This is a genomic window from Acinetobacter septicus (assembly GCF_019355975.1).
In the GTDB taxonomy this organism is placed as follows: Bacteria; Pseudomonadota; Gammaproteobacteria; order Pseudomonadales; family Moraxellaceae; genus Acinetobacter; species Acinetobacter ursingii.
In genome coordinates this window covers 1,165,566-1,185,546 of sequence record NZ_CP079898.1, presented here as the reverse complement: position 1 = coordinate 1,185,546, position 19,981 = coordinate 1,165,566, and the positions used below count along the sequence as shown (strand labels likewise).

17 protein-coding genes and 2 pseudogenes are annotated in these 19,981 nt (G+C 37.6%); 15 read left to right on the top strand and 4 right to left on the bottom strand.

The annotated features are described in order from the left end of the window. Window positions 1-335: 335 nt before the first annotated feature. The 3 genes from I6L31_RS05730 to I6L31_RS05720 all read left to right on the top strand — a co-directional run bounded on the left by I6L31_RS05730 (window position 336) and on the right by I6L31_RS05720 (window position 3,219). The gene (locus I6L31_RS05730; protein ID WP_004987312.1) at window positions 336-800 is read left to right on the top strand and encodes a hypothetical protein; all 465 of its coding nucleotides are present in this window, start codon (window positions 336-338) and stop codon (window positions 798-800) included. A gap of 178 nt (window positions 801-978) precedes the next feature. Continuing rightward, window positions 979-2,205: an iron-sulfur cluster carrier protein ApbC gene (gene apbC / locus I6L31_RS05725; RefSeq protein ID WP_005005197.1), complete on the top strand. Its 1,227-nt coding sequence runs from the start codon at window positions 979-981 to the stop codon at window positions 2,203-2,205. Window positions 2,206-2,343: 138 nt separating this feature from the next. After that, window positions 2,344-3,219, top strand: coding sequence for a 5'-methylthioadenosine/S-adenosylhomocysteine nucleosidase (locus tag I6L31_RS05720; protein WP_005005196.1), 876 nt, complete (start codon window positions 2,344-2,346; stop codon window positions 3,217-3,219). On the opposite strand, the gene I6L31_RS05715 is transcribed toward I6L31_RS05720, so the two are convergent. Further along, on the bottom strand, window positions 3,216-3,800 hold the full coding sequence (locus I6L31_RS05715; RefSeq protein ID WP_005005195.1) for a DUF2062 domain-containing protein: 585 nt from the start codon (window positions 3,798-3,800) through the stop codon (window positions 3,216-3,218). The genes I6L31_RS05720 and I6L31_RS05715 overlap by 4 nt on opposite strands. A gap of 460 nt (window positions 3,801-4,260) precedes the next feature. On the opposite strand from I6L31_RS05715, the gene I6L31_RS05710 reads away from it, so the two are divergent. The 8 genes from I6L31_RS05710 (at window position 4,261) to I6L31_RS05675 (ending at window position 14,328) form a co-directional block, all read left to right on the top strand. Further along, window positions 4,261-4,854, top strand: coding sequence for a LysE family translocator (locus tag I6L31_RS05710; RefSeq protein ID WP_005005194.1), 594 nt, complete (start codon window positions 4,261-4,263; stop codon window positions 4,852-4,854). A 102-nt stretch (window positions 4,855-4,956) separates the two neighbouring features. Beyond that, window positions 4,957-5,526, top strand: coding sequence for a dCTP deaminase (gene dcd, locus I6L31_RS05705; protein WP_004998977.1), 570 nt, complete (start codon window positions 4,957-4,959; stop codon window positions 5,524-5,526). 280 nt (window positions 5,527-5,806) lie between these two features. Further along, entirely contained in the window at window positions 5,807-7,363 is a 1,557-nt protein-coding gene (locus I6L31_RS05700; RefSeq protein ID WP_005005193.1) for a hypothetical protein, read from the top strand. A gap of 199 nt (window positions 7,364-7,562) precedes the next feature. Beyond that, the gene (locus tag I6L31_RS05695; protein ID WP_005005190.1) at window positions 7,563-8,861 is read left to right on the top strand and encodes a hypothetical protein; all 1,299 of its coding nucleotides are present in this window, start codon (window positions 7,563-7,565) and stop codon (window positions 8,859-8,861) included. Between the two features lie 241 nt (window positions 8,862-9,102). Beyond that, a complete protein-coding gene (locus tag I6L31_RS05690; RefSeq protein WP_005005186.1) occupies window positions 9,103-10,641 on the top strand; it encodes a hypothetical protein in 1,539 nt (512 codons plus the stop codon). Window positions 10,642-10,651: 10 nt separating this feature from the next. Beyond that, a complete protein-coding gene (locus I6L31_RS05685; RefSeq protein ID WP_005005183.1) occupies window positions 10,652-11,323 on the top strand; it encodes a hypothetical protein in 672 nt (223 codons plus the stop codon). Window positions 11,324-11,347: 24 nt separating this feature from the next. Further along, window positions 11,348-13,717, top strand: coding sequence for a DUF6160 family protein (locus tag I6L31_RS05680; protein ID WP_005005181.1), 2,370 nt, complete (start codon window positions 11,348-11,350; stop codon window positions 13,715-13,717). 206 nt (window positions 13,718-13,923) lie between these two features. After that, window positions 13,924-14,328: a DUF6160 family protein gene (locus I6L31_RS05675; RefSeq protein WP_005005180.1), complete on the top strand. Its 405-nt coding sequence runs from the start codon at window positions 13,924-13,926 to the stop codon at window positions 14,326-14,328. Here the strand turns inward: I6L31_RS05675 and I6L31_RS05670 are convergent. Next, window positions 14,319-15,527, bottom strand: a complete 1,209-nt coding sequence (locus I6L31_RS05670) for an IS256-like element ISAba26 family transposase (RefSeq protein WP_000343018.1) — start codon at window positions 15,525-15,527, stop codon at window positions 14,319-14,321. The two genes, I6L31_RS05675 and I6L31_RS05670, sit on opposite strands and share 10 nt — an antisense overlap. Before the next feature lie 124 nt (window positions 15,528-15,651). Here I6L31_RS05670 and I6L31_RS05665 point away from each other — a divergent pair, with 124 nt between their 5' ends. Both I6L31_RS05665 and I6L31_RS05660 read left to right on the top strand, forming a co-directional pair. Then, entirely contained in the window at window positions 15,652-16,209 is a 558-nt protein-coding gene (locus tag I6L31_RS05665) for a hypothetical protein (protein WP_005005175.1), read from the top strand. A 254-nt stretch (window positions 16,210-16,463) separates the two neighbouring features. Continuing rightward, window positions 16,464-17,340, top strand: a pseudogene (locus I6L31_RS05660) (IS481 family transposase). Here the strand turns inward: I6L31_RS05660 and I6L31_RS05655 are convergent. Next, window positions 17,341-17,497: pseudogene (locus I6L31_RS05655) on the bottom strand (IS5/IS1182 family transposase); the annotation flags it as partial. 185 nt (window positions 17,498-17,682) lie between these two features. Here I6L31_RS05655 and I6L31_RS05650 point away from each other — a divergent pair. Further along, entirely contained in the window at window positions 17,683-18,096 is a 414-nt protein-coding gene (locus I6L31_RS05650; protein ID WP_005005165.1) for a GFA family protein, read from the top strand. Here I6L31_RS05650 and I6L31_RS05645 read toward each other — a convergent pair. Further along, window positions 18,085-19,014, bottom strand: coding sequence for a LysR family transcriptional regulator (locus I6L31_RS05645; RefSeq protein ID WP_004998929.1), 930 nt, complete (start codon window positions 19,012-19,014; stop codon window positions 18,085-18,087). The genes I6L31_RS05650 and I6L31_RS05645 overlap by 12 nt on opposite strands. A gap of 171 nt (window positions 19,015-19,185) precedes the next feature. Between I6L31_RS05645 and I6L31_RS05640 the strand changes: the two genes are divergently transcribed. Next, the gene (locus tag I6L31_RS05640) at window positions 19,186-19,974 is read left to right on the top strand and encodes an alpha/beta fold hydrolase (RefSeq protein ID WP_005005163.1); all 789 of its coding nucleotides are present in this window, start codon (window positions 19,186-19,188) and stop codon (window positions 19,972-19,974) included. Window positions 19,975-19,981 lie beyond the last annotated feature (7 nt).

Here is a 19,981-nt window from a genome sequence, read left to right as displayed (position 1 = left end):
AATTTTAGCTGATAACACAATACATGCATCAAATCTCAACAGACTTTATTTATATGCGAGCACAAATTCAGCAAATATATGAGTCAATGGCGGAGTTACAATGATTCTGATTTACCGCAACCGTTGCAAACATTCTCAGCAAAGGATTTGATAATTATTCCTTTAAAATGAATAACAAAAGTTTCGCTACATCCTGTATCTACTTTGTTTCAAATTGCAGTTTTTACTTAAAAAAAATTTAAAGCAAGGTATAAATAAAGTCAGATTCAAGTACATTGATCCGCGCTTAACCAGCGTGTCCTAACATTTTTAAAATGAACAATGAGGGCGTAATAATGACAACTGAAAATAAACTTGATGATTTGAAAGCAAAAGCTAGTGAATTAGGTGATGAAGCCAAATATAAAGCTGAACAAGCAAAGATTGAGGGTGAAAAAGCCTTAGATGACGCTAAACACCAAGCTCAAGAAGCAAAACTTAAAGGTGAAAAGGCATTCGATGATTTGAAAAAAGATGCCTCTGAACAGTACGCTGAAAATAAGGCAATAGCCGATGAAAAAATCGATGAAGCCAAAAATAAATGGGATGAGTCGAAACAAGATGCTCAAGACAAATATGAACAGTTAAAAACAGAAGCAAGTCAAAAACTGGATGAAGCTAAACTAAAAGCCAATGAACTGAAACATGAAGCTTCTGAAAAGTTTGATGAATTAAAAGTTCAAGCCAGTCAAAAAATTGACGAGCTTAAAAAAAGTGCAACTGATGTACTGAATAAATTTAAAGGCAATGATAAGACCTAGTCTTCAATTGACTTAAAAATATGCTGATGTTTTGAATAACTGCTCATAATGATATGGGCAGTTTGTTTATAAAATATATGTTCAAAGCATATCAGCAAAATCAAGTACGCGACTATAAACTAATACTGTTAAACTAGCACATCGTTCAGTTTAAAATTCCATAGTTGGAGTGCAATATATGTCGTGGCTTTCTTCATTAAAATCGGTTTTTTCACCTGCTCAAGAGGTGAAAGAAGAAGAAATCCAGCGTATCTTACAACAATATCAACTGCCTCAATCTGAACACTTAATCAAAGATCGTATTACACAGGTCAATGTTGAAGGTCGTGTTTTACAACTGACCATCAATACTTACCCACACGAGGCTGATCATTTACAACAAATTCATGATGATTTGGCGGCTGCTTTGCTGCAATGCGGAATCGAAGAACTCAATTTGCATGTCATTCAGCAGAAATCAGCCAAGTTAGGGCAAGATCAATCTCATAGCGAAAAACATGCAGCTCAAAGCTCAAACTTACCGCCAGTGGTGGATGCATCTGCACCAGTTTCAGAAGATCCTAATAATCCGCCTATTCAAAAAGCAGCGCCTAAACAACGAGATGTGGCTGCACATCCACGTATTAAAAACGTGATTTTGGTGTCTTCTGGCAAAGGCGGTGTGGGTAAATCAACCACAACGGTCAATTTGGCACTTGCCTTACAACAAAAAGGATTAAAAGTTGGAGTGTTGGATGCCGATATTTATGGGCCAAGCATTCCAACTATGCTAGGTAATGCGGGCAAAACTCCCATGATTGAAAATGAGCATTTTGTACCCTTAGATGCGTATGGTTTGGCGGTACTTTCAATTGGGCATTTAACAGGGGATCATAATACGCCTGTCGCATGGCGTGGGCCAAAAGCCACAGGTGCCCTGATGCAACTGTTCAACCAAACCTTATGGCCTGATCTGGATGTCTTGGTCATTGATATGCCGCCAGGAACGGGTGATATTCAATTAACACTTGCACAGCGTATTCCTGTGACTGGTGCAGTGATTGTTACCACGCCACAAAATGTTGCGCTAATGGATGCGACCAAAGGTATTGAACTATTTAATCGGGTCAATATTCCAGTGTTGGGCGTGATTGAAAATATGTCGACCCATATTTGTTCAAATTGTGGCTATGAAGAACAGATTTTTGGGGTAGGCGGTGGCCATAAACTTTCAGAGCAATATCACATTCCATTGTTAGGTCGTTTACCTTTAAATGTGCAAATTCGTGAAAATGCCGATAGTGGTAAACCGAGTGTGATCGCAATGGATGATGCAGCAGAGAGTTATCTTCAAATTGCAGATACCGTCTGGCAGCAACTACAAAAACAACCGCAGCGTCAGCGTGATGATAAACGAATTTTCTAAATAATTTTAAAGCCCGAAATGATCAAAAATCGGGCTTTTTCTTTTATTACATACAAATAATATAAACATTAAAATCAAAGCTGGCATGTCAATTGCTAATGATTCAATTGTTATTTAATAAGAATATTTGAGTGAAATATGCAATTTAAATCAGTATTGGCTATCGCAACATTTTCAGTCTGCATTATGCTTAGTGCATGCAATAATGAGGGTTCATCGGCAGTGACTCAAAACAATCAAGATCAAAAATTAAAACTGCAACCTATCGTGATTCAAGGTGCATTACCTGTCGAATCTGAACGCATGGCCTCTAAACTGGATCAAGTTTCAATTGAAACGATTGGGGGCTGGAAATTCTGGAAAGGGACTTATCATGGTTATCCAATGATTATTTCCAAAACGCGCATGGGGATGAGTAATTCTGCGGCTGCCACTGCGATTGCGATTGAACGCTATAAACCTATCGCGATCATTAATCAGGGAACCTCAGGGGGACATGATCCTAAACTCAATGTGTATGACATTATATTAGGTAAATATGCAACCAATATTGGCGCGTTTAAAACACCTTCCAAAGCAGTGGGTGCGGGATCAAACTCACTTGAGTGGGTTGAAGCCTTTGATGTATTACCTGAGGATGAAACCGATCCAGAACCGATTGCAATTCGTAAATTTGAAGCAGATTCAAAATTGCTGGCAGCGGCGCACCGTACACAACATCTTTATCAAAAAGGCAAAGTCGTTGAGGGAACAATCGGTTCAGCAGACGTCTGGAACAATGAACTTGATCGCATTCACTTCTTTTACCAAAACTATGGGACATCAGTCGAAGAAATGGAAGCTGCCTCTGTAGCACAAATTGCCAGCCAGTTTAGTGTTCCCTTTATTGGGATTCGAGTGGTATCGAATAACATTACCAATGGTGGTACCTACGATGCTGGAACGGGTGAAGCTTGTCAGGATTTTGTACTTGAAGTTGCTGAACAGTATATGAGTGAACAATTAAAAGATTAAGGCGTGGTTTTTCTATGCACGTTGGGTAGGGTGGTATTTAACTGATTTGCCTTACGTTTTTTCCAATGACGGTAAATGCTGAAACGCCAGAAAATTTCGGTAATCAGATATAAAACTAAGGCAACCACGAAAGCTTCAATGATTAAGCCAGACATTAAAATTTTGGCGAGACTCAAATCAATATGACCATGACCCAAGTGTTTGACCCAATTGCAAATTTGATGCAAGACACCCAGCATCATTTCTTTATTAATCATGTGCACATGAAAAATTTGAGTGCCAATCCAGAAGCCAATATACAAAATAGGAACGAGAGTGAATGGATTACTCAACCATGCTAAAGCAAGACCTACAGGTAAATTGACTTCAAAAAATAGAATCGCTGCGACAATGAAAATGCTATGAAATGGAATAGGTAGTAAGCCAAAAAAGCTACCGATGAATACAGCCTTTGCTATGGATTTTCGATTGACATACCAAAGCACTGGATTTAAGGTTCTTTGCCCAAAAATCCGCATAAATTTCAGACTGGAGACTTTCTGTGGAGAAGGAAGCCAGGATTGAAAAAATTGCTTTGCCATAGACTGATGTTCGGAGAGTGTTGTCTGAGTATGTCTTATAAATCAAAGAACTAGATCGATCATAAAACGCCTGTACTCAGACATAGTGAAAGTGAAAACTTAGCGAAAGCTTAAAATGGATTTAAACTTGGGTTAAAAAGAAAACACTATAGGTTGATCTTTATAAATTACGCCTTTCGTTGATTGAAGTCAATTCCATATATCTTATAGGTGTTTATATTGCTTTTAAATCAATAAAATAAATGAATATTTATCATTTGCTTATATTATTGTTGTTTTATTAAAAAAGCATATGTAATGAGCAGTAAAAATGCTGACTATGCAGTCTAATCAATTAATTATGTGATTTTACAATCTTTTTACAAAACTCTTATTGTTTTTTAAGAGGTTTTGCAAAGTTTGTTTTGCTTCTTTAAATCGTTTGGATTAGTCTTGCAAGATTACTTAGTGAGGTCATTTTATGATTTCATTGCTTTTTGTTGGTCTTGTGACTGCATTACTTCTGACTCCCGGCCCTACCAATACGCTATTGGCTTCATCTGGTATCCAGATGGGGATTCGTCGTTCGCTTAAATTGATTCCAGCCGAAGCGATTGGCTATGTGATTGCGATTAGTACATGGGGCATGATGATTGATCATGTCTCCAAAACATTTGCGCTTTTGCCCACCATATTAAAGCTTCTTAGTGCATTTTATATTTTGTATTTGGGCATCAAATTATGGCGAACCGCTGATCTTGAAATTAATTTAAATCAACCCACTATTCGCCCACGTGAATTATTCTGCGCGACTTTGTTAAATCCGAAGGCATTGTTATTTGCTTCTGCTATTTTCCCTGAAAGTGCATGGGTGAATGTGCAAACTTATGTTGTGCATATTTTGAGTTTTTTGTGTTTGATCCTTCCAATTGCTGTTTTTTGGATTTTTCTTGGTTCTGTCTTGGCTTCAAATAAAATTCATTGGCTCAATGCATGTAATTTGCAACGGACTGCATCTTTGGTTCTGGTGAGTTTTTCTATTCCGTTAAGTTATTCTGCAATTTTAAAATTCTAAATTGTGCATCAAAAAATGCCTTCATTTCATTGAATGATTTTCATTGGGAATGAATTACGTTAAAGTAGCGAACAGTAAAATCTTGAGTATTGGGATATCACAATGGCAATTAAGTCTGATCGCTGGATTCGCGAGATGAGCGAAAAATACGGCATGATTGAACCGTATGCAGAAAATCAGGTTCGCTTTAACCCGCAAGGCGAAAAACTGATTTCGTATGGCGTATCCAGCTATGGTTATGACGTGCGCTGTGCTCCAGAGTTTAAAGTGTTTACCAATGTTCATTCTGCAATTGTTGACCCTAAAAACTTCGATGAAAAAAGCTTTATCGATATTGAATCTGATGTTTGCATTATTCCACCAAACTCCTTTGCATTGGCTCGGACAGTGGAATATTTTCGTATTCCGCGTAATGTCCTGACAATTTGTTTAGGAAAATCGACCTATGCACGTTGTGGAATTATTGTGAATGTAACTCCGCTAGAACCTGAGTGGGAAGGTCATGTGACATTGGAATTTTCCAATACCACCAATCTACCTGCGCGTATTTATGCAGGGGAAGGCGTGGCGCAAATGTTATTTTTTGAAAGTGATGAAGTGTGCGAAACGTCTTATAAAGACCGTGGTGGTAAATATCAGGGTCAAGTGGGTGTGACGTTGCCGAAGGCATAAATTTCTATTTGATTGTTAAAACGGCTTAATCTAAGCCGTTTTTTGTTTTAGGAAACAATAATTGTTAATAATGTAATTTTCTAATATTTGTAAAAACCGATGAATGATGAATAATTTAAGGTTTTTTTGTTATAAAATAGTTAAAACATAGTTGATTTTAATCTCAACAAAACCTCGTTTTTCGTTGAAATCAAGATCGAAAATTATTATTTTCTGTTGCACAGAAAACAAGTCCAATAAGAATAAATTATTATTTTGTTCGATTGATATGGAGATCGGTATGACAAAGTTAAGTGTTTTACTTCTGATGAGTTGTACAGCCTTTAGTGTCGGAATTGCAAATGCTGCTTCTGGTTTGATTTCAATGTCTGATAATGAGCTTGCGGCCACCGAGGGTCAGGCCTTAATGAGCTTATCTTATATAGCTCCAAACGATAGCACTAATTTAGAAAAACTAAGAGATAGCAGTAGTAATATTGGCTTCTATAGATTAGGTATGGAGGCAAAAGTAGAGTTGAATGCCAATATCGCTAATTTACAATTAGGCTGTGGGGGAGCAAATGGTGCTGGTGCCTGTGATATTGATATTAAAAATGTATCACTTAGTGGCTTAAATGATGGTACGGTAACTAGTGGAGCGCAGTTAGGTAGCCCAACTTTTTCAAATCCGCGAGCGTCGACGAGTGCGCAAATCACAAATCCCTTTCTAGAGTTTGCAATTAAGAATCCTCAAACTGCAGCTACGCGACAAATGGTAGGCTTTCGCTTAAGTGCTGAAGCAATAGAAGGTTTATTAAGTCTTGGTCTGGATAATAATAACGCCTTATCTGCAACAGATGGGATTCAGAGTTTAAGCGGATATCTACAATTAGCCAATTTGAGTGGTCAAGTCACAACTGCTGCATCTACTTTTGGGGTTAGTGGTAGCTCTAACTGTGCAGCGATTGTTGGTATGCCAAATGGTTCATGTCAAGCAATTGCTGGGAAATTAAATTCAACGATTGGTGGCCAACGTGATTTCGTAAGTTATACAGGAAGTGGTAATAGTGATACTAAAGGTATTTCTGTACCTAGTATGACTGTACCTTTTACTAAAAATACGACTTCAGTCATTACGGGGAATCGGATGACGGCAGCGGTTGTAAATAATATTAATGTCTCTATTCCTCATATTGCATTGGATTGTGCGAATTCAGATCGGGCAAGTGCATCGGCATGTGGTGGACTTCCAACTGGTAGTTTTGTGAATCAACTAGCTGTGGATTTAGTTAACTATAAGAAATATAATACTGGTGAGAGTATTACTCCAAATGGCAATAGTGCTAGCTGTATTGAGGTGTTCTGGATTTGTGTTGTTTCTACAGCTAAATTCCAGATGGCATCAGGTTCAACATTAGATGGCTTGAATCTGAATGTTACATTTTCAGAAGCACTTAATATGTTCCATAATATTCCTTTAAGAGGAACGGGCGGTTATCTTGCATTGCAGAATCAGGTCTTGCGTTGGCCAGGAGCAAACAATGACGATATCGCGCAAAAGGGATGGTGGTTATCCTTTAAAGATCCAATTGACTTAGGGTATCTAACCTCTACAAATGCAGCAGATATTTCTGCAGTATTACCTCAAGTTGCTGGTTTTATTACACAATCATTAATGAATAGTGATGATATTCCTATTGGTCTTATTGATGGTTTAGGGGCTGCAACTAATAATGCTATTAAGAAGAAACTTAATATTGATGTAAGTAGTCAAACAGCAAATCTAACTTTGAATAACTTGCAGCTAACTTCTCAATACTTAAAAAGTAATTGTTATGGTAATTTAAAATTTTGTTAGCATGAGCTAGATATTCTCATATCTTCACGATTTCTTCATGATGTTTGTTTTTTTGTGAACCAATGTGTCTAATTTTTTCTGTTTAAACTAGTCTTGAGTTGATGATATATCGTACTTTTATCGATTTATAAATGGGTAATAGTGCGATTTTATTCTTCAAATGACAGGAGTGTCATATAAGTTATAAGGAAATCTCAAGATGAAGAAAAACAAAAAACAGAGAGCGATTATGCTTTCTATATTGCCTTTGAGTTTAATGTCTTTTTTTTCATATTCTCATGCCAATATTACTTCATTAAGTGATGGTGAGTTGAGAAAAGTGGAAGGTCAGGGTTTAATGACACTTTCTTATATTTCGCCAACAGACTCTCAAAATCAGAATACGGGCAGTAACATTGGCTTTTATAAATTGGGTATGGAAGCTCAGGTTGACTTAAATGCGAATATCAAAAAATTGCAATTAGGGTGTGGAGGAGTAAACGGAGCGGGGGCTTGTGATATTGATATCGATTATTTGAGCTTAAGTGGAGTAGCAGATACCAGTACAGGTAGAGCAAGCTCATCTGCAACCATCACCAATCCATTTATTCAATTTGCGATTAAGAATCCAAATTCTGCTTCTACACGTGAAGTGAGTGGATTTCGTTTAAGTGCCGAATCTATACAAGGGTTACTTACTTTTGGTTTGGAAAATGGAGATGCTAAAAGTGGCATTAACTCTTTTAGTGGTTATATGGTCACCAAGGATACTACGGGTACGGTAAGCACGGGTGCAGTAAATTCTGGATTGACTCAATCTGCACTGGGAAAAGTAATCACTGGGATGGCAAAAAGTTCGACTGGGCTTATTACTACAAACTTTAGATCTACTGCTTATGACTTAACTCTAAGTGCTGCATCGGGTAGTTTAGTACTTCCTTCTCAGGTCATTACAGGTAAGCGTATTACGAGTGCAAATTTAACGGGTACAGCAACCGTCAGTGGAATAGGTTTGGGAGGAACAATTAAAGCAGACACAGATTTAGGAATAGGAGTATCTGGTAATCTGAGCGGAACAATTAATAATTTAGGCGTGAATGTAACGGTTAATGAGGACTTGGGATATTTTCATAAAGTAAATCTAAATGGTACTGCTGCATCTCTTTCTATGCAGAAGCAAAACTTAATTTGGCCTGATGCTAAATCTACTGCTCAGACAGGATGGTGGTTAGAGCTTTCAAACCCAATTGATATTGGTGATGTAAGTCCGTTGAAAACAGTGGATATTACAAAAGATGTTGTATCGGCTACGCTGGATCAAGTAAGTGCATATTTAGGGCAGAAATCTCATGCCGTCAACTGTGGTATATTGGCTTTGAGTTGTGTAGTCGCTGGAAAGATTGATACAGGTACTGTAGATCTATCAAATTCAGCCTCAGTTCCTATGGGATTGACGAATCTTGTGCTTACAAATCAGAATTTTGCACCTAACTGTTATGGTAATTTAAAGTTTTGTTAATGGTAATTATTGAAATTTCGAGAGCCAATCATTTACAGAAAAAGATTGGCTCTTTCATTTATCGGAAAAGTTTTTTTTTACATGTTTTTTTTTGCATTTGCGTAATTAATGCGCATAATAGAAATTGAGCAGAGGTTGGCAAAAACTGTCAATAATTTCTCTTAAGTTCGGATGATTTAAGTAAGCTCAAGGATTCATAGAAAAAGAAATATGATGCGGAGCATCGTATAAAAGGATGGTCATGATGACGGCAATTACTTATACGGTAAATTTTAAAAAAACCGTTTTAGCAAGTATAATTGGCTTATTTTTAAGTCAACCGTGTTTTGCTCTGCAAGAAATTTCTGATGAAAAATTAAGTGAAACCACGGGTGAGGGCATTGCATTACTACCTACGGATTTTTCATTTCAATTAAATGGTGCAAACAGTACAACAAGTACTTCTACATCAAAAACTGATATTTTAGATAACACTAATCCAGGAACAGGATATTTACATATTATCCCTGTAGGACCTTTAAGCTCAACTATCCAAACCTACAATCAGACAGCAACGAATAAAATAGGTAAAGCAGATATTTATTTATATGGTCTCGCACTTTCCAAAAATGATAATAATGTAAATACTCGATATAGTGGAACTAACATTTCAAGTTGGGGAACTGCAGTAAATCCTTGGGTATTAAAAGTGTTGACTGCCTCCAATATTCCAAACTTTTCAGGTGTTAATAAACCTGTGAGTTATTTGACGTATGAAGCTCCTTTATATGATCAGAGTGTTTATTCAAATCCGAGTACAGCGCCTGATGATTATAATCTCAAGTTGGGTTTATGGGCGGATGCATTTGTAAGAGATCCGAGTAAAATAGAAGGTAGTACTGCTGAATTTTGTTTAAACGGTTCAATTGATTGCAAAACCAATAGTGCAAATATGCGAGCGAATAGAGTCCGCTTACAAGGTATATGGAATGGTCTAAGCATTAATGGAAGTAATCTTAAACTCTTTCAAACTTTAGATGGTTCAACAGTATCGAGCTATAATAATACACTGGGTATTGCTGGTTTATTACGATTTAATACTTTAAGTAGTTTAGGTGCTGGGACTATTACAGTTGCTGATTTAGACAGTAATGGAAATCGCCAGGTTGCTGCAGGTGGTGATACAAATAATAATGGGAAATGGGATACTGGCGAGGCAATAAAGACTAAAACTCTTAATACGTCATCGAAAAATACATCAAATGATGATGGTGTTTTAAGATTTAGTACTCAGGAAACAGCAGCAAGTTCAAGTTTAAATAATTTACTCAATACGCCTGCTATAGATGGTGGAGTTTCTCCAACATTCAATTCGCTTGAAGGGATGTATTTATATAATGCGCATATCAATTTAGCATTAGGTAGTCTATACCAACCTGTTATTTTAGGTGTGGCTGAGGATGGAAAAAATATTGTTCTGGAAGTAACAAGAATACCTGATGTAGCGGCAGTTTATAATCAGATTTATACAGACTATAGCAATACTGCTAGCAACACGTATTTTGGTTCAACCTGTAGCCAGTTTGATTGTGGTAGTTCTACGCGAAATCCTACTCATAGTAGTATTACTATTGGTGATGTAGCTTACGATTCATCGACAAAATCTATTATGGCTGATACGTCTTCATCTGCAAAAGGTATTACTTTTAAAGATGGTACTGGTACAGCGGTTAATTTGGGATCCGCTGCAATAGATGGTGTACTTATTCAGCATATGAAAATTACGACCAAAGGTCTATAGGGAGCTGAATATGCAGAAAATTCTTTTAAGTTTGGCGGTGTTGATTTCATTACCTAGTCATGCGGCATTAGAGCAACTGAACAATACTGAACTACAAAAAGTTGAAGGGCAGGCGGGTGCTGATATTTCCCTAAAAGTGACACTAAATCAGACTGCAACAGGTCAGTTCGATAGCACCTTATGTTCAGATTTAAGATATTGCCGATTGGCAATTAATCTTAATAACCGTTTTGCAAATGATCAAAATGGAAATGTAACCACAAATCGTCAATGGCTTGTTTTTAAAGGCATTCAGGGAACGATTAACATTCAAAAGTTAGGTTTGGATGGCGTTGATCTAAAATACACTGCCGATAGTGGTACTAATAGTGGTAAAGAGGTTATAAAACCAGCAATCCAGCTGGGCGCAAAATACGATAGTCCTATACTCTTTCGTAATTTTGGCTTTGATACAATGTCCATTGAAACCGATAATGGTACAGGCGATGATAAAGCGGGTTACTTGGCAAATACATCTGGGGGAACTGCTAATGTGAACTCATATTCAAATGGTGTATATACTGTTAGTGGATATGACAATGGAAGAGAGGTTGGTTTCACAGGAATGAAACTGACAGGGAATCTCGCATTAAATGGTAAAGTCATGATTTTTAGTTGTGATTCAACTCATCCACGCTGTTAAGTAAAATAAAAAGGGAGTTTGAAAATGACGGCTAAACTGAATAAACAAAAAAAAATTCTTTTAAATGTTCTTAGCTGTAGCATTTTATTTTCTATGCAAAATAGTCATGCCATGCAGGCAATGAACGATAGTGATATGCGGGCAGTGGATGGGCAGGATGGGATTGTAGCTGATGTTAGTTATGGTTCAGTTGGTTTTGATCAGCTTTATTGGGATGATAAAACTGGAAGTTCCGCAACAGCAAATACTCAGGATAGTTTAAGAGCAAGTTTGACTGGCGTGAAAATAACAACAGCCAATGCAAATCAGTCAAATGTGACTGTAAAAATGAATGCAGGTAGTTTGGCAAATGGCAGCAAAACTGGTCTTGATCTTGATGTTGCTGCTAATTTGGGAACCGTACAGGCAGATAAATTTACTCTATGTAAAACATCAGATTCGATTAGTACCTGTACGAATGCAGCTTCATTTGGAAAATTAAGTATTCAAAATACTGCGAATACACCGATAACGATGCACATGACGACTGCTGATGGCCTATTTAGTAAAACGGGATTCTCCTCACTAGATTTAGGTATAAAAGGGCTAGATATTGGTTTAAGTCAAAAACAAGATAGCTCAACTTATAATGCGCTTGTAATGAATGATTTTAATTTTAATTTTGGTGCCAAAGGTTATATGTATGTTGACCCGACAGAGGGTTTAGTTTTAAGAACAAATCCTGTTGCAGGAAGTGGTGCCACTGATATTGGTTATGTTGATTTTAAAAGAGATGTAAATGGTAAATCTGGATTGAATCTAGAGTTTATGCTGCAACCCAATGTAGCAAGTAATGGAACAATGATAAGTGCAAACTCTGCAAAAGGAGTAATACGCGCAGGCGCCAATGGTCGTATGATCAATGGGGTATTGCAGTTAAGAGGTACTCAAGATACTGCATCGACTATTTTAGGTGTGACAAATGGTAACTCAATTGCAGGCGATACTGGTCTTGCATTTCGTCTAAATGGTGAATTTACAAGTGATCGTGACAATTTGTCAGGAGTTGAGGCAACAAGTTTGGAGTTAGGTGGAGCAGGTAATCAGACCTACGGATTAAGATTCGCCAATATTACTCCATTGTTGACACGTAAAAATATCATAGGTACAGAAACAACTTCTGGAGTCGCACTAAATAGTGATCATGCTGGTTTAAGCATGGATGGTATCTATTTTAATTTAGTTAATGCCAATCAAATTACATTACCTACCAATACAGCACTGACTTCAACATATTTAGGTAACTCAGTTGATGCGAATAAATTAGTCAACACAAATGACTACATCCAAACACTCTCAACTAATAATACTCCTTATACGGTGTTGGCAATACGAGGGATGAATTTTTCAGCCTTGTCTCGTCGAGGTCAATTTATTTATACAGATGCTAATGGCGTAGTAAGTCCAGTATCTACGACAACTAAATGGGGTTTGGGATTACCTATTTATAACTTAAATGCTAATTTTGCATTTAGTCCACGTTTAAGTAATGGATCTGCTAGCGGCGATTACTTGGTTGCTTATAATAATGGTGTTATTCAGAAAACGGCAATAAGTGGTTCCGAAAGAATTGGATTTAGTGGTTCAATTAGTACACAGGGCGTAAGTAGTGATGGCTCGAAATCAACGTCAATTATCTTAATTGATGGTGGAGCAAATGCCAATGATAATAACAACCCAACTGATTACTATGTAGGTCTACGCAATATTGATATGCTACTTAATGGTACAGGTAGTATGGGTTTTGAAAATGGTCGAATTAATGTCAGTATGCCTAAACTACTTATGGCCATGTCAGCACAACTCGCTGCTGGTTATTTACCAGGAGCTAAATATAAGACTTGTCCGAGTAGTAGCGGGTGTTATGCATCTTCAGACAGCTTCACGAAAAATTATGATGTATTAGCAGCTATTAAATTAAGGCTAGCTGGACAAGCTAATTTTTCTATTCTCCCACTTTCTTTAACAGCTTCCGACTATAATAGTGATGGAACTCCTAAAGAAGATAAAAATGCGCTGAACTTTATTGGGTTATTAGAGCTGGATAAAACTCAAAATAACTCAATTCAGCTTGTAGATCCTATAGATGGTTCAACGATGGGCTTGGATAATATTGTTGGTACAGTTGCATTTGATAATAAAATAGTTGTGAATAGTAATAACGTTGGTTTTAATTTGGGTTTTAACTTTAATCCGAATAAAACCGCTGCTGAAGTTTTTAGAGTTAAGAATATAGACTTTTATCCTTCAGTGAACGGAACAGTAGGGAGTGCACAACGTCTAGCAGAACTTGCAATTACAGGTGGACGCTTAACGAGTGAAATGAAAATTACACCGCGTGACGGAGTATTTTGACAGATTGATTTCATATCGAATATGATTTTTTTAATTGATCTACTTTATGCTGATTTTTTATTCTTGATTTATAACCTAGGATAATTTTTAGGCAAATCTAAAATTCTGCTAATCAGCCTTTAGTCGGATAAAATCTTACATGTGCTTTAATTATTGTAATATGTATGATAAATAATCAAGTTGTATTTGTCTTAAGGAATAGGACAATGAAAAAAAATAAAATACTCGGATGTATAAGTCTTATTTGCTTTGCTCCTTTGACTTTTGCAATGCAGCCACTAGACGACCAAAGTCTGTCAGCTACTACAGGGCAGGATGGTATTAATATTGGTGTAGGTATTAATAAAGTACAATTTAATCAAGTTTCTTTGATTGATACAAATGGTTATGGTGCACAGGCAACTTCATATGCTAATAGGGCAAGTTTAGTTGTGGCAAGTAGAAATGCAAGCCCAACAACGCTTACTTTTAATGGTGCAAATAATACTCCAAGTTTAAATATCGTCGCTGATACAGATGGTGGTATCAATAATAAAGCATTTGCAAATTTGGCGGTTTCCTTTGCAAGAGCCTGTAAATTATTTTGTGTAAGTTCCATTTTTTATAAATGATCTTTTAATCGATCATCGAACTGAATCGTAAACCAATTCATTGCTAAACGCCAATTTTGAATTGGCATCGTCCATTTCTTCGCAGCATTTGATGTTGCTAAGTAAATGACCTTCTTTACTGAGTCATCAGATGAAAAGATTTTCCTTTTCTTCGTTGAATGGCGTATTACGCTATTCAACGACTCAATCGCATTTGTTGTATAAATTGCATGACGTATTTCGGCTGGATAGCTAAAGATCGTTCGGATATTTTCCCAATTGGCCCGCCAGGATTCTCCAATTTTGGGATACTGGTGATTCCATTGATCACAGAAGATGTCTAGGGATTTTAAAGCATTTTCCTCTGTACTTGCCTGATAAATCGCTTTCAGACCCGACGTAACAGCTTTGTAGTCTTTCCAGCTTACAAATCTCAGGCTATTGCGTACAACATGCACGATACACAGTTGAATATCAGTATGAGGGTAAACAGAGGCTATCGCGTCAGGGAAGCCTTTTAATCCATCTACACAGGCAACAAGAATGTCCTGTACTCCTCGATTTTTTAGCTCTGTCATGACTGACAGCCAGAATTTGGCACCTTCTGTCTGAGCAATCCACATACCCAGTAATTCTTTTTGCCCATCCATATTGATGCCTAAAGCAAGGTATACGGACTTGTTAATCACATTGGAGTGCTGACGGACTTTGACAACAATACAGTCAAGATAGACAACAGGATAAAGGCTATCTAAGGCTCTATTTTGCCACTCAGTCACTTGCTCAATCACAGCATCGGTAACTTTGCTGATGAGAGATGCTGACACATCGGCATCGTACATTTCTTTGAAGAAGGCTACAATTTCCCTATTAGTCATTCCTTTTGCATACAGTGAGAGGATTTGGTCATCCATACTGGTGATGCGTGTTTGGTGCTTTTTGATAATTTGTGGCTCAAATGAACCTTCTCGATCACGGGGAATATCTAAAGCCAGTTGTCCATCTTGAGTTGTAATGGTTTTAGAACTAAACCCATTACGGCTATTTGAGCCTTTCTTGGGCTGATGCTTTTCATAACCGAGATGGTCTGAAAGTTCAGTATTGAGTGCAGTTTCAATCATGAATTTTTTAAAGACTGCTGTCATTTGGTTTAAGTCTTCTGGTGTTTTTAGACCTTTAGCCAATTCGGCAGCCATACTTTTGATTGTTGCTTCATCCATGTGAAGTACCTTTTGTAATTATCCTCTGAAGGATAAATGAAAATTAAGTACTTACACAAAATTTAGAACAGTCCCCTTTGCAAATCAAATCACTGGCCTGACGATTTCACCTTTTTCGATTTACTTGGCAGGAACAAATTCAACTTCTAGCTCAACGGGTTCCAAATCCATATTCACAGGAACGAATTTAAATAGTGATGTCAAAGAACTCCTACGTGTTGGCAGTAATATCGATGTAAATTTTGTGTCTGGTAATGCACCAAAAATGAACATTCAGCTCGGCAATGCTCCGCAGGGGCATATGATCCAGTTTGGAGGCGCGATTAGTTCGATTTGTAGTGCTGGGTGTCCAATTACATTAGTATCAAATTATACGGATACACAGACTCCTGCGAACTCTTATTCTACAGGGATTACTTTTAATTTAAGTCTAAAAGCGACAGATACGACCAATGGCTTTTCTCTAAATAACTTCTATTCTGGTGTGGAGACTGGCGGTTTTGTATTTGGAAATACCGGTGATTCGAGCAAATTGGATGCTGGTTTAAGTAATGTGACTCTAGGCACGACTGGGCAAAGTAATGCTACGGTTTTCAATGGGGTACAAAATGGCCCAATTGGTAATATAGGAGCAGTCGGTGCATCTTTTAAAGATCTAAAAGTAAAAATCAGTGGTATGTAATAAAAAAATAAATGGTGCGCTCGGCGGGACTCGAGTTAATAATTTAACTATTTGAATCATTTATACGGTAATTGTTCGTTACCGTATTATTTAGCGTAAAAATAAAAGACTTGAACATCTATCCGCCATTAGTTGATGATGTAGCGGTTTTGGATAAGCTTAAAGTGTGAAAATTGAGACTTCTACTGACATTTTGGTAAATTTTACCTCATGTCAAAGGAGTTTCAATTTTGAGTACAAAAGCCTAACGGGAAATTGCCCATAAATTAAAAGTGTTTGCTCACGCTGAACAAAATGGCAATGTTGCATTGACCTGTCGATATTTTGGTATTTCACGAGATACTTTTTATGTTGGAAGAAGAATTATAGATCCAAAGGAGAAATTGGTTTAGTCAATAGTAAGCCATGCCCACAGAACCCTAAACTACGCACGCCAGCTGAGATCGAAGAGAAGATTATTCATTTACGTCAACACTATTATTTTGGACAGCTACGGATGAGTTGGTATTTATGGCGCTATCACCAAATTAAGATTTCAGCAGCTGGGGTATACCATGTGTTAAAACGCCATGGCATGAATCGGTTGCCTCAGAATCAGCGTAAACGATCTATTCCTGCTCCTCAGCGTTATGAAAAACAAGTACCAGGGTATCATGTTCAAGTTGATGTAAAGTTTCTCTTTTTTAAAGATCAGAATGGAAAACAAGTCAAACGATATCAATATACTGCTATTGATGATGCAACCAGAATTAGGGCATTAAAGATTTATGAAAACATAATCAAGCCATTGCTATTGATTTCGTCAATTATGTGATCGACAAATTTCCTTTCCGTATCCATACCATTCAGACTGATAACGGTCATGAATTTCAGTCTAAATTCCATTGGCATCTGAATGATCTGGCCGTTCATCATCGCTATATTAAACCACGTACACCCCAACATAACGGTAAGGTCGAACGATCTCATAAGACGGATAAAATGGAGTTCTACCAATTATTAGACTATACCGATGATGTGGATTTAAGAGCTAAGCTAGTCGAATGGGAGGCATTTTACAATTATGCCCGACCTCATGCAGCTATGAATGGCAAAACACCCTATGAGCGATTAAAAGAAAAGTTATGTTAAAATCTTGGTGTCAGTGGAGGTACTAGTATTCACATGTTCAGCTTGTGGCTGAGCATACCATTGAGTCTGCGGATCGAACCAAATTGAAATATTTCCTCGCTTGATTATAAGATGACTAATTCGTTGTGCGATAGATTTTGGATGCAGGCTTCTTCATTTGGAAATTATATTACTGATGAAGCCTTTAAGAATAGCTTTGTGCGACAAAGCCAAACAAAATTAAAAATCACCATTTTAGCGTAGATGATTCATAAGAATAAAATTGAGAAAAACCAAATTGCTATTGGTGTAATATTTGGAATATGCGATATTTTGATAAAACTTTGACAAGGAAAAGGTGAGATGTTTACAGCGTCTTGTTTATGTGGTGGCATTCAATTAAAACTATTGGCTCCTTTAAATCCAATCAATGTCTGTCACTGTAAACAGTGCCAAAAAGCCCAAGGCAGTGCATTTGCTGCAATTACACAGGTTGAAACCAAAGATCTGGAAATTGTGCAGGGGGAAGAACTTCTACAGGCGTATTTTGCAACACCAAATAAAAAGCGGGTATTTTGTAAACAATGTGGTTCACCAATTTATAGCGCACGTTTGGATAAACCTGAGGTCATTCGCTTACGTGCAGGATTGATCAACGAACCAGTCAATGTCAACGTGATTTCACATGCCTATGTCAACTCGAAAGCGACATGGGACGTCATCGGTGATCAGGCTTCGCAATATCGAGAAGCTTTGCCTGCTACATTAGTTAAATAAAGGTGTTTCTGGGTCAACAGCCTGTTTGTGATCCAGATCTAAACTTTCCAGAAGTGATTCGAGCAAATGATTATCGCGGTCGCTACGCCATGCCATGGCGGTAGTAATAAATTCTAGATGTTCTGCCAAAGGTAAAATAACCACATTGGGATATGAAAAGCGTGTGATGGATTGAGGCACCAATGCAATGCCTTGCCCACATCCCACAAACGCAATTTGTGAGGCAACCGAGCGTACTTCATGAATGACTTTTGGAAAAAAACCTTGTTTACGGCACATTCCTGTCAAAATATCATAAGATAAAGGGCTAATTTTGCGCGCAAACATAATAAATTGTTCTTGGCTCAACTGAGAAAGAGAGACTTCCTGATGTGCTGCCAAAGGATGTTTTTCGGGGAGCGCGACCGCAAGATGTTCGCGAATTAGGGGACGAGATGCAATATGATTCCCCAAATCACCTTCCAGACGGGCGAAAGCCAAATCAATATCGCCATTTTCCAGTGCGGGAATTGCTTCCACTGTGTCAATTTCTTTGACATGAATGGTCAAATTGGGAAAATGCAGTTTGGCATGTTCAATAAATTTAGGTAAAACCTCAATAATCGAAGCACTAATTGCCCCAACAGTAATGGTTCCAATCTGACCTTGCGCCGCTTCTCGAACTGCAATTTCCAAATTTTCCAGTTGATCCGCCAGTTTTTTTACCGCAGGAAGAATGGCACGTCCAGCGGGTGTCAGTTTGGTGCCCCGTCGTGAACGTTCAAATAACTGTAAGTTTAAAGAATGCTCCAGAACCTTAATTTGCTCAGTCAAAGGAGGCTGTGACATTCCAAGTTTTTTTGCGGCACGACCGAAATGTTGTTCTTCTGCAACAGTTAAGAACAACCATAGATGACGAATCAAACGAAAGTTGATCATAAATAGTAAAATAGTATGACAGTGATCTTAAAATTATATTTTACCTATCAGAGAAAGAACAGTACATTTATTATCAGCTTTAGGATGCCATTGATACACAACTGATCAAAGTCGGTTTTTCAACCCATCTTTTGTCAGAGATAAGCCAAGATTGAATAGGGACTCAATACCATGATTTTAAATGCTGAATATCACGCTTCACCGAACCCCGTGACTGAGATGCCTGTTGTCGTGTTGCACGGTTTATTTGGTAGCTTGTCAAATTTGGGCATGATTGCAAGAAAGCTCAATCAGAATCATCATGTGATTCAAATGGATTTGCGTAATCATGGTGGGTCGCCACATTCAGCAGATATGAGTTATGAGTTGATGGCGCAGGATGTGGTTGAAACACTCGATCATTTACAGGTTAATCGTTTCTCTCTGGTTGGGCATTCTATGGGTGGAAAAACCTCGATGAAAATCGTTGGTTTATTTCCTGAACGCGTTGAGCAATTGGTCATATTGGATGTTGCACCTGTGCCTTATGCAGGTGAGCGCCATGAAGGCATGTTTGCTGCGATTGATGCTGTGATTGAACAACATAATCCAAATTTAAGCCGTACTCAGGCGGCAGAAATTATGAGAAAGTATCTACCGCATGAGATGATTGTGCAGTTTTTACTTAAATCCTTTGTAAAAGGTCAATGGCTATATAATGTAGATGCATTTAAAGCCAATTATGGAAATCTTGTGGGATGGAATCCAATCCAGCCTTGGAATAAACCTTGTTTGTTTATCCGTGGTGGAAATTCGGAGTACATTTTGCCTCAATATCAAGCCGAAATAGAACAGCAATTTCCGCAAGCGCACATTGAAACTGTTGAAGGAACAGGGCATTGGTTGCATGCAGAAAAGCCAGATATCGTTTTAGGTTTTATTCAAAATTATTTGAATCATGAGGTTGAGGTAAATGTATAAGCTGCAA

Coding starts and splice junctions, on each gene's coding strand:
- I6L31_RS05730 (WP_004987312.1), top strand. CDS start 336: ATGACAACTGAAAATAAACTTGATGATTTGAAAGCAAAAGCTAGTGAA.
- apbC (WP_005005197.1), top strand. CDS start 979: ATGTCGTGGCTTTCTTCATTAAAATCGGTTTTTTCACCTGCTCAAGAG.
- I6L31_RS05720 (WP_005005196.1), top strand. CDS start 2,344: ATGCAATTTAAATCAGTATTGGCTATCGCAACATTTTCAGTCTGCATT.
- I6L31_RS05715 (WP_005005195.1), bottom strand. CDS start 3,800: ATGGCAAAGCAATTTTTTCAATCCTGGCTTCCTTCTCCACAGAAAGTC.
- I6L31_RS05710 (WP_005005194.1), top strand. CDS start 4,261: ATGATTTCATTGCTTTTTGTTGGTCTTGTGACTGCATTACTTCTGACT.
- dcd (WP_004998977.1), top strand. CDS start 4,957: ATGGCAATTAAGTCTGATCGCTGGATTCGCGAGATGAGCGAAAAATAC.
- I6L31_RS05700 (WP_005005193.1), top strand. CDS start 5,807: ATGACAAAGTTAAGTGTTTTACTTCTGATGAGTTGTACAGCCTTTAGT.
- I6L31_RS05695 (WP_005005190.1), top strand. CDS start 7,563: ATGAAGAAAAACAAAAAACAGAGAGCGATTATGCTTTCTATATTGCCT.
- I6L31_RS05690 (WP_005005186.1), top strand. CDS start 9,103: ATGATGACGGCAATTACTTATACGGTAAATTTTAAAAAAACCGTTTTA.
- I6L31_RS05685 (WP_005005183.1), top strand. CDS start 10,652: ATGCAGAAAATTCTTTTAAGTTTGGCGGTGTTGATTTCATTACCTAGT.
- I6L31_RS05680 (WP_005005181.1), top strand. CDS start 11,348: ATGACGGCTAAACTGAATAAACAAAAAAAAATTCTTTTAAATGTTCTT.
- I6L31_RS05675 (WP_005005180.1), top strand. CDS start 13,924: ATGAAAAAAAATAAAATACTCGGATGTATAAGTCTTATTTGCTTTGCT.
- I6L31_RS05670 (WP_000343018.1), bottom strand. CDS start 15,527: ATGGATGAAGCAACAATCAAAAGTATGGCTGCCGAATTGGCTAAAGGT.
- I6L31_RS05650 (WP_005005165.1), top strand. CDS start 17,683: ATGTTTACAGCGTCTTGTTTATGTGGTGGCATTCAATTAAAACTATTG.
- I6L31_RS05645 (WP_004998929.1), bottom strand. CDS start 19,014: ATGATCAACTTTCGTTTGATTCGTCATCTATGGTTGTTCTTAACTGTT.
- I6L31_RS05640 (WP_005005163.1), top strand. CDS start 19,186: ATGATTTTAAATGCTGAATATCACGCTTCACCGAACCCCGTGACTGAG.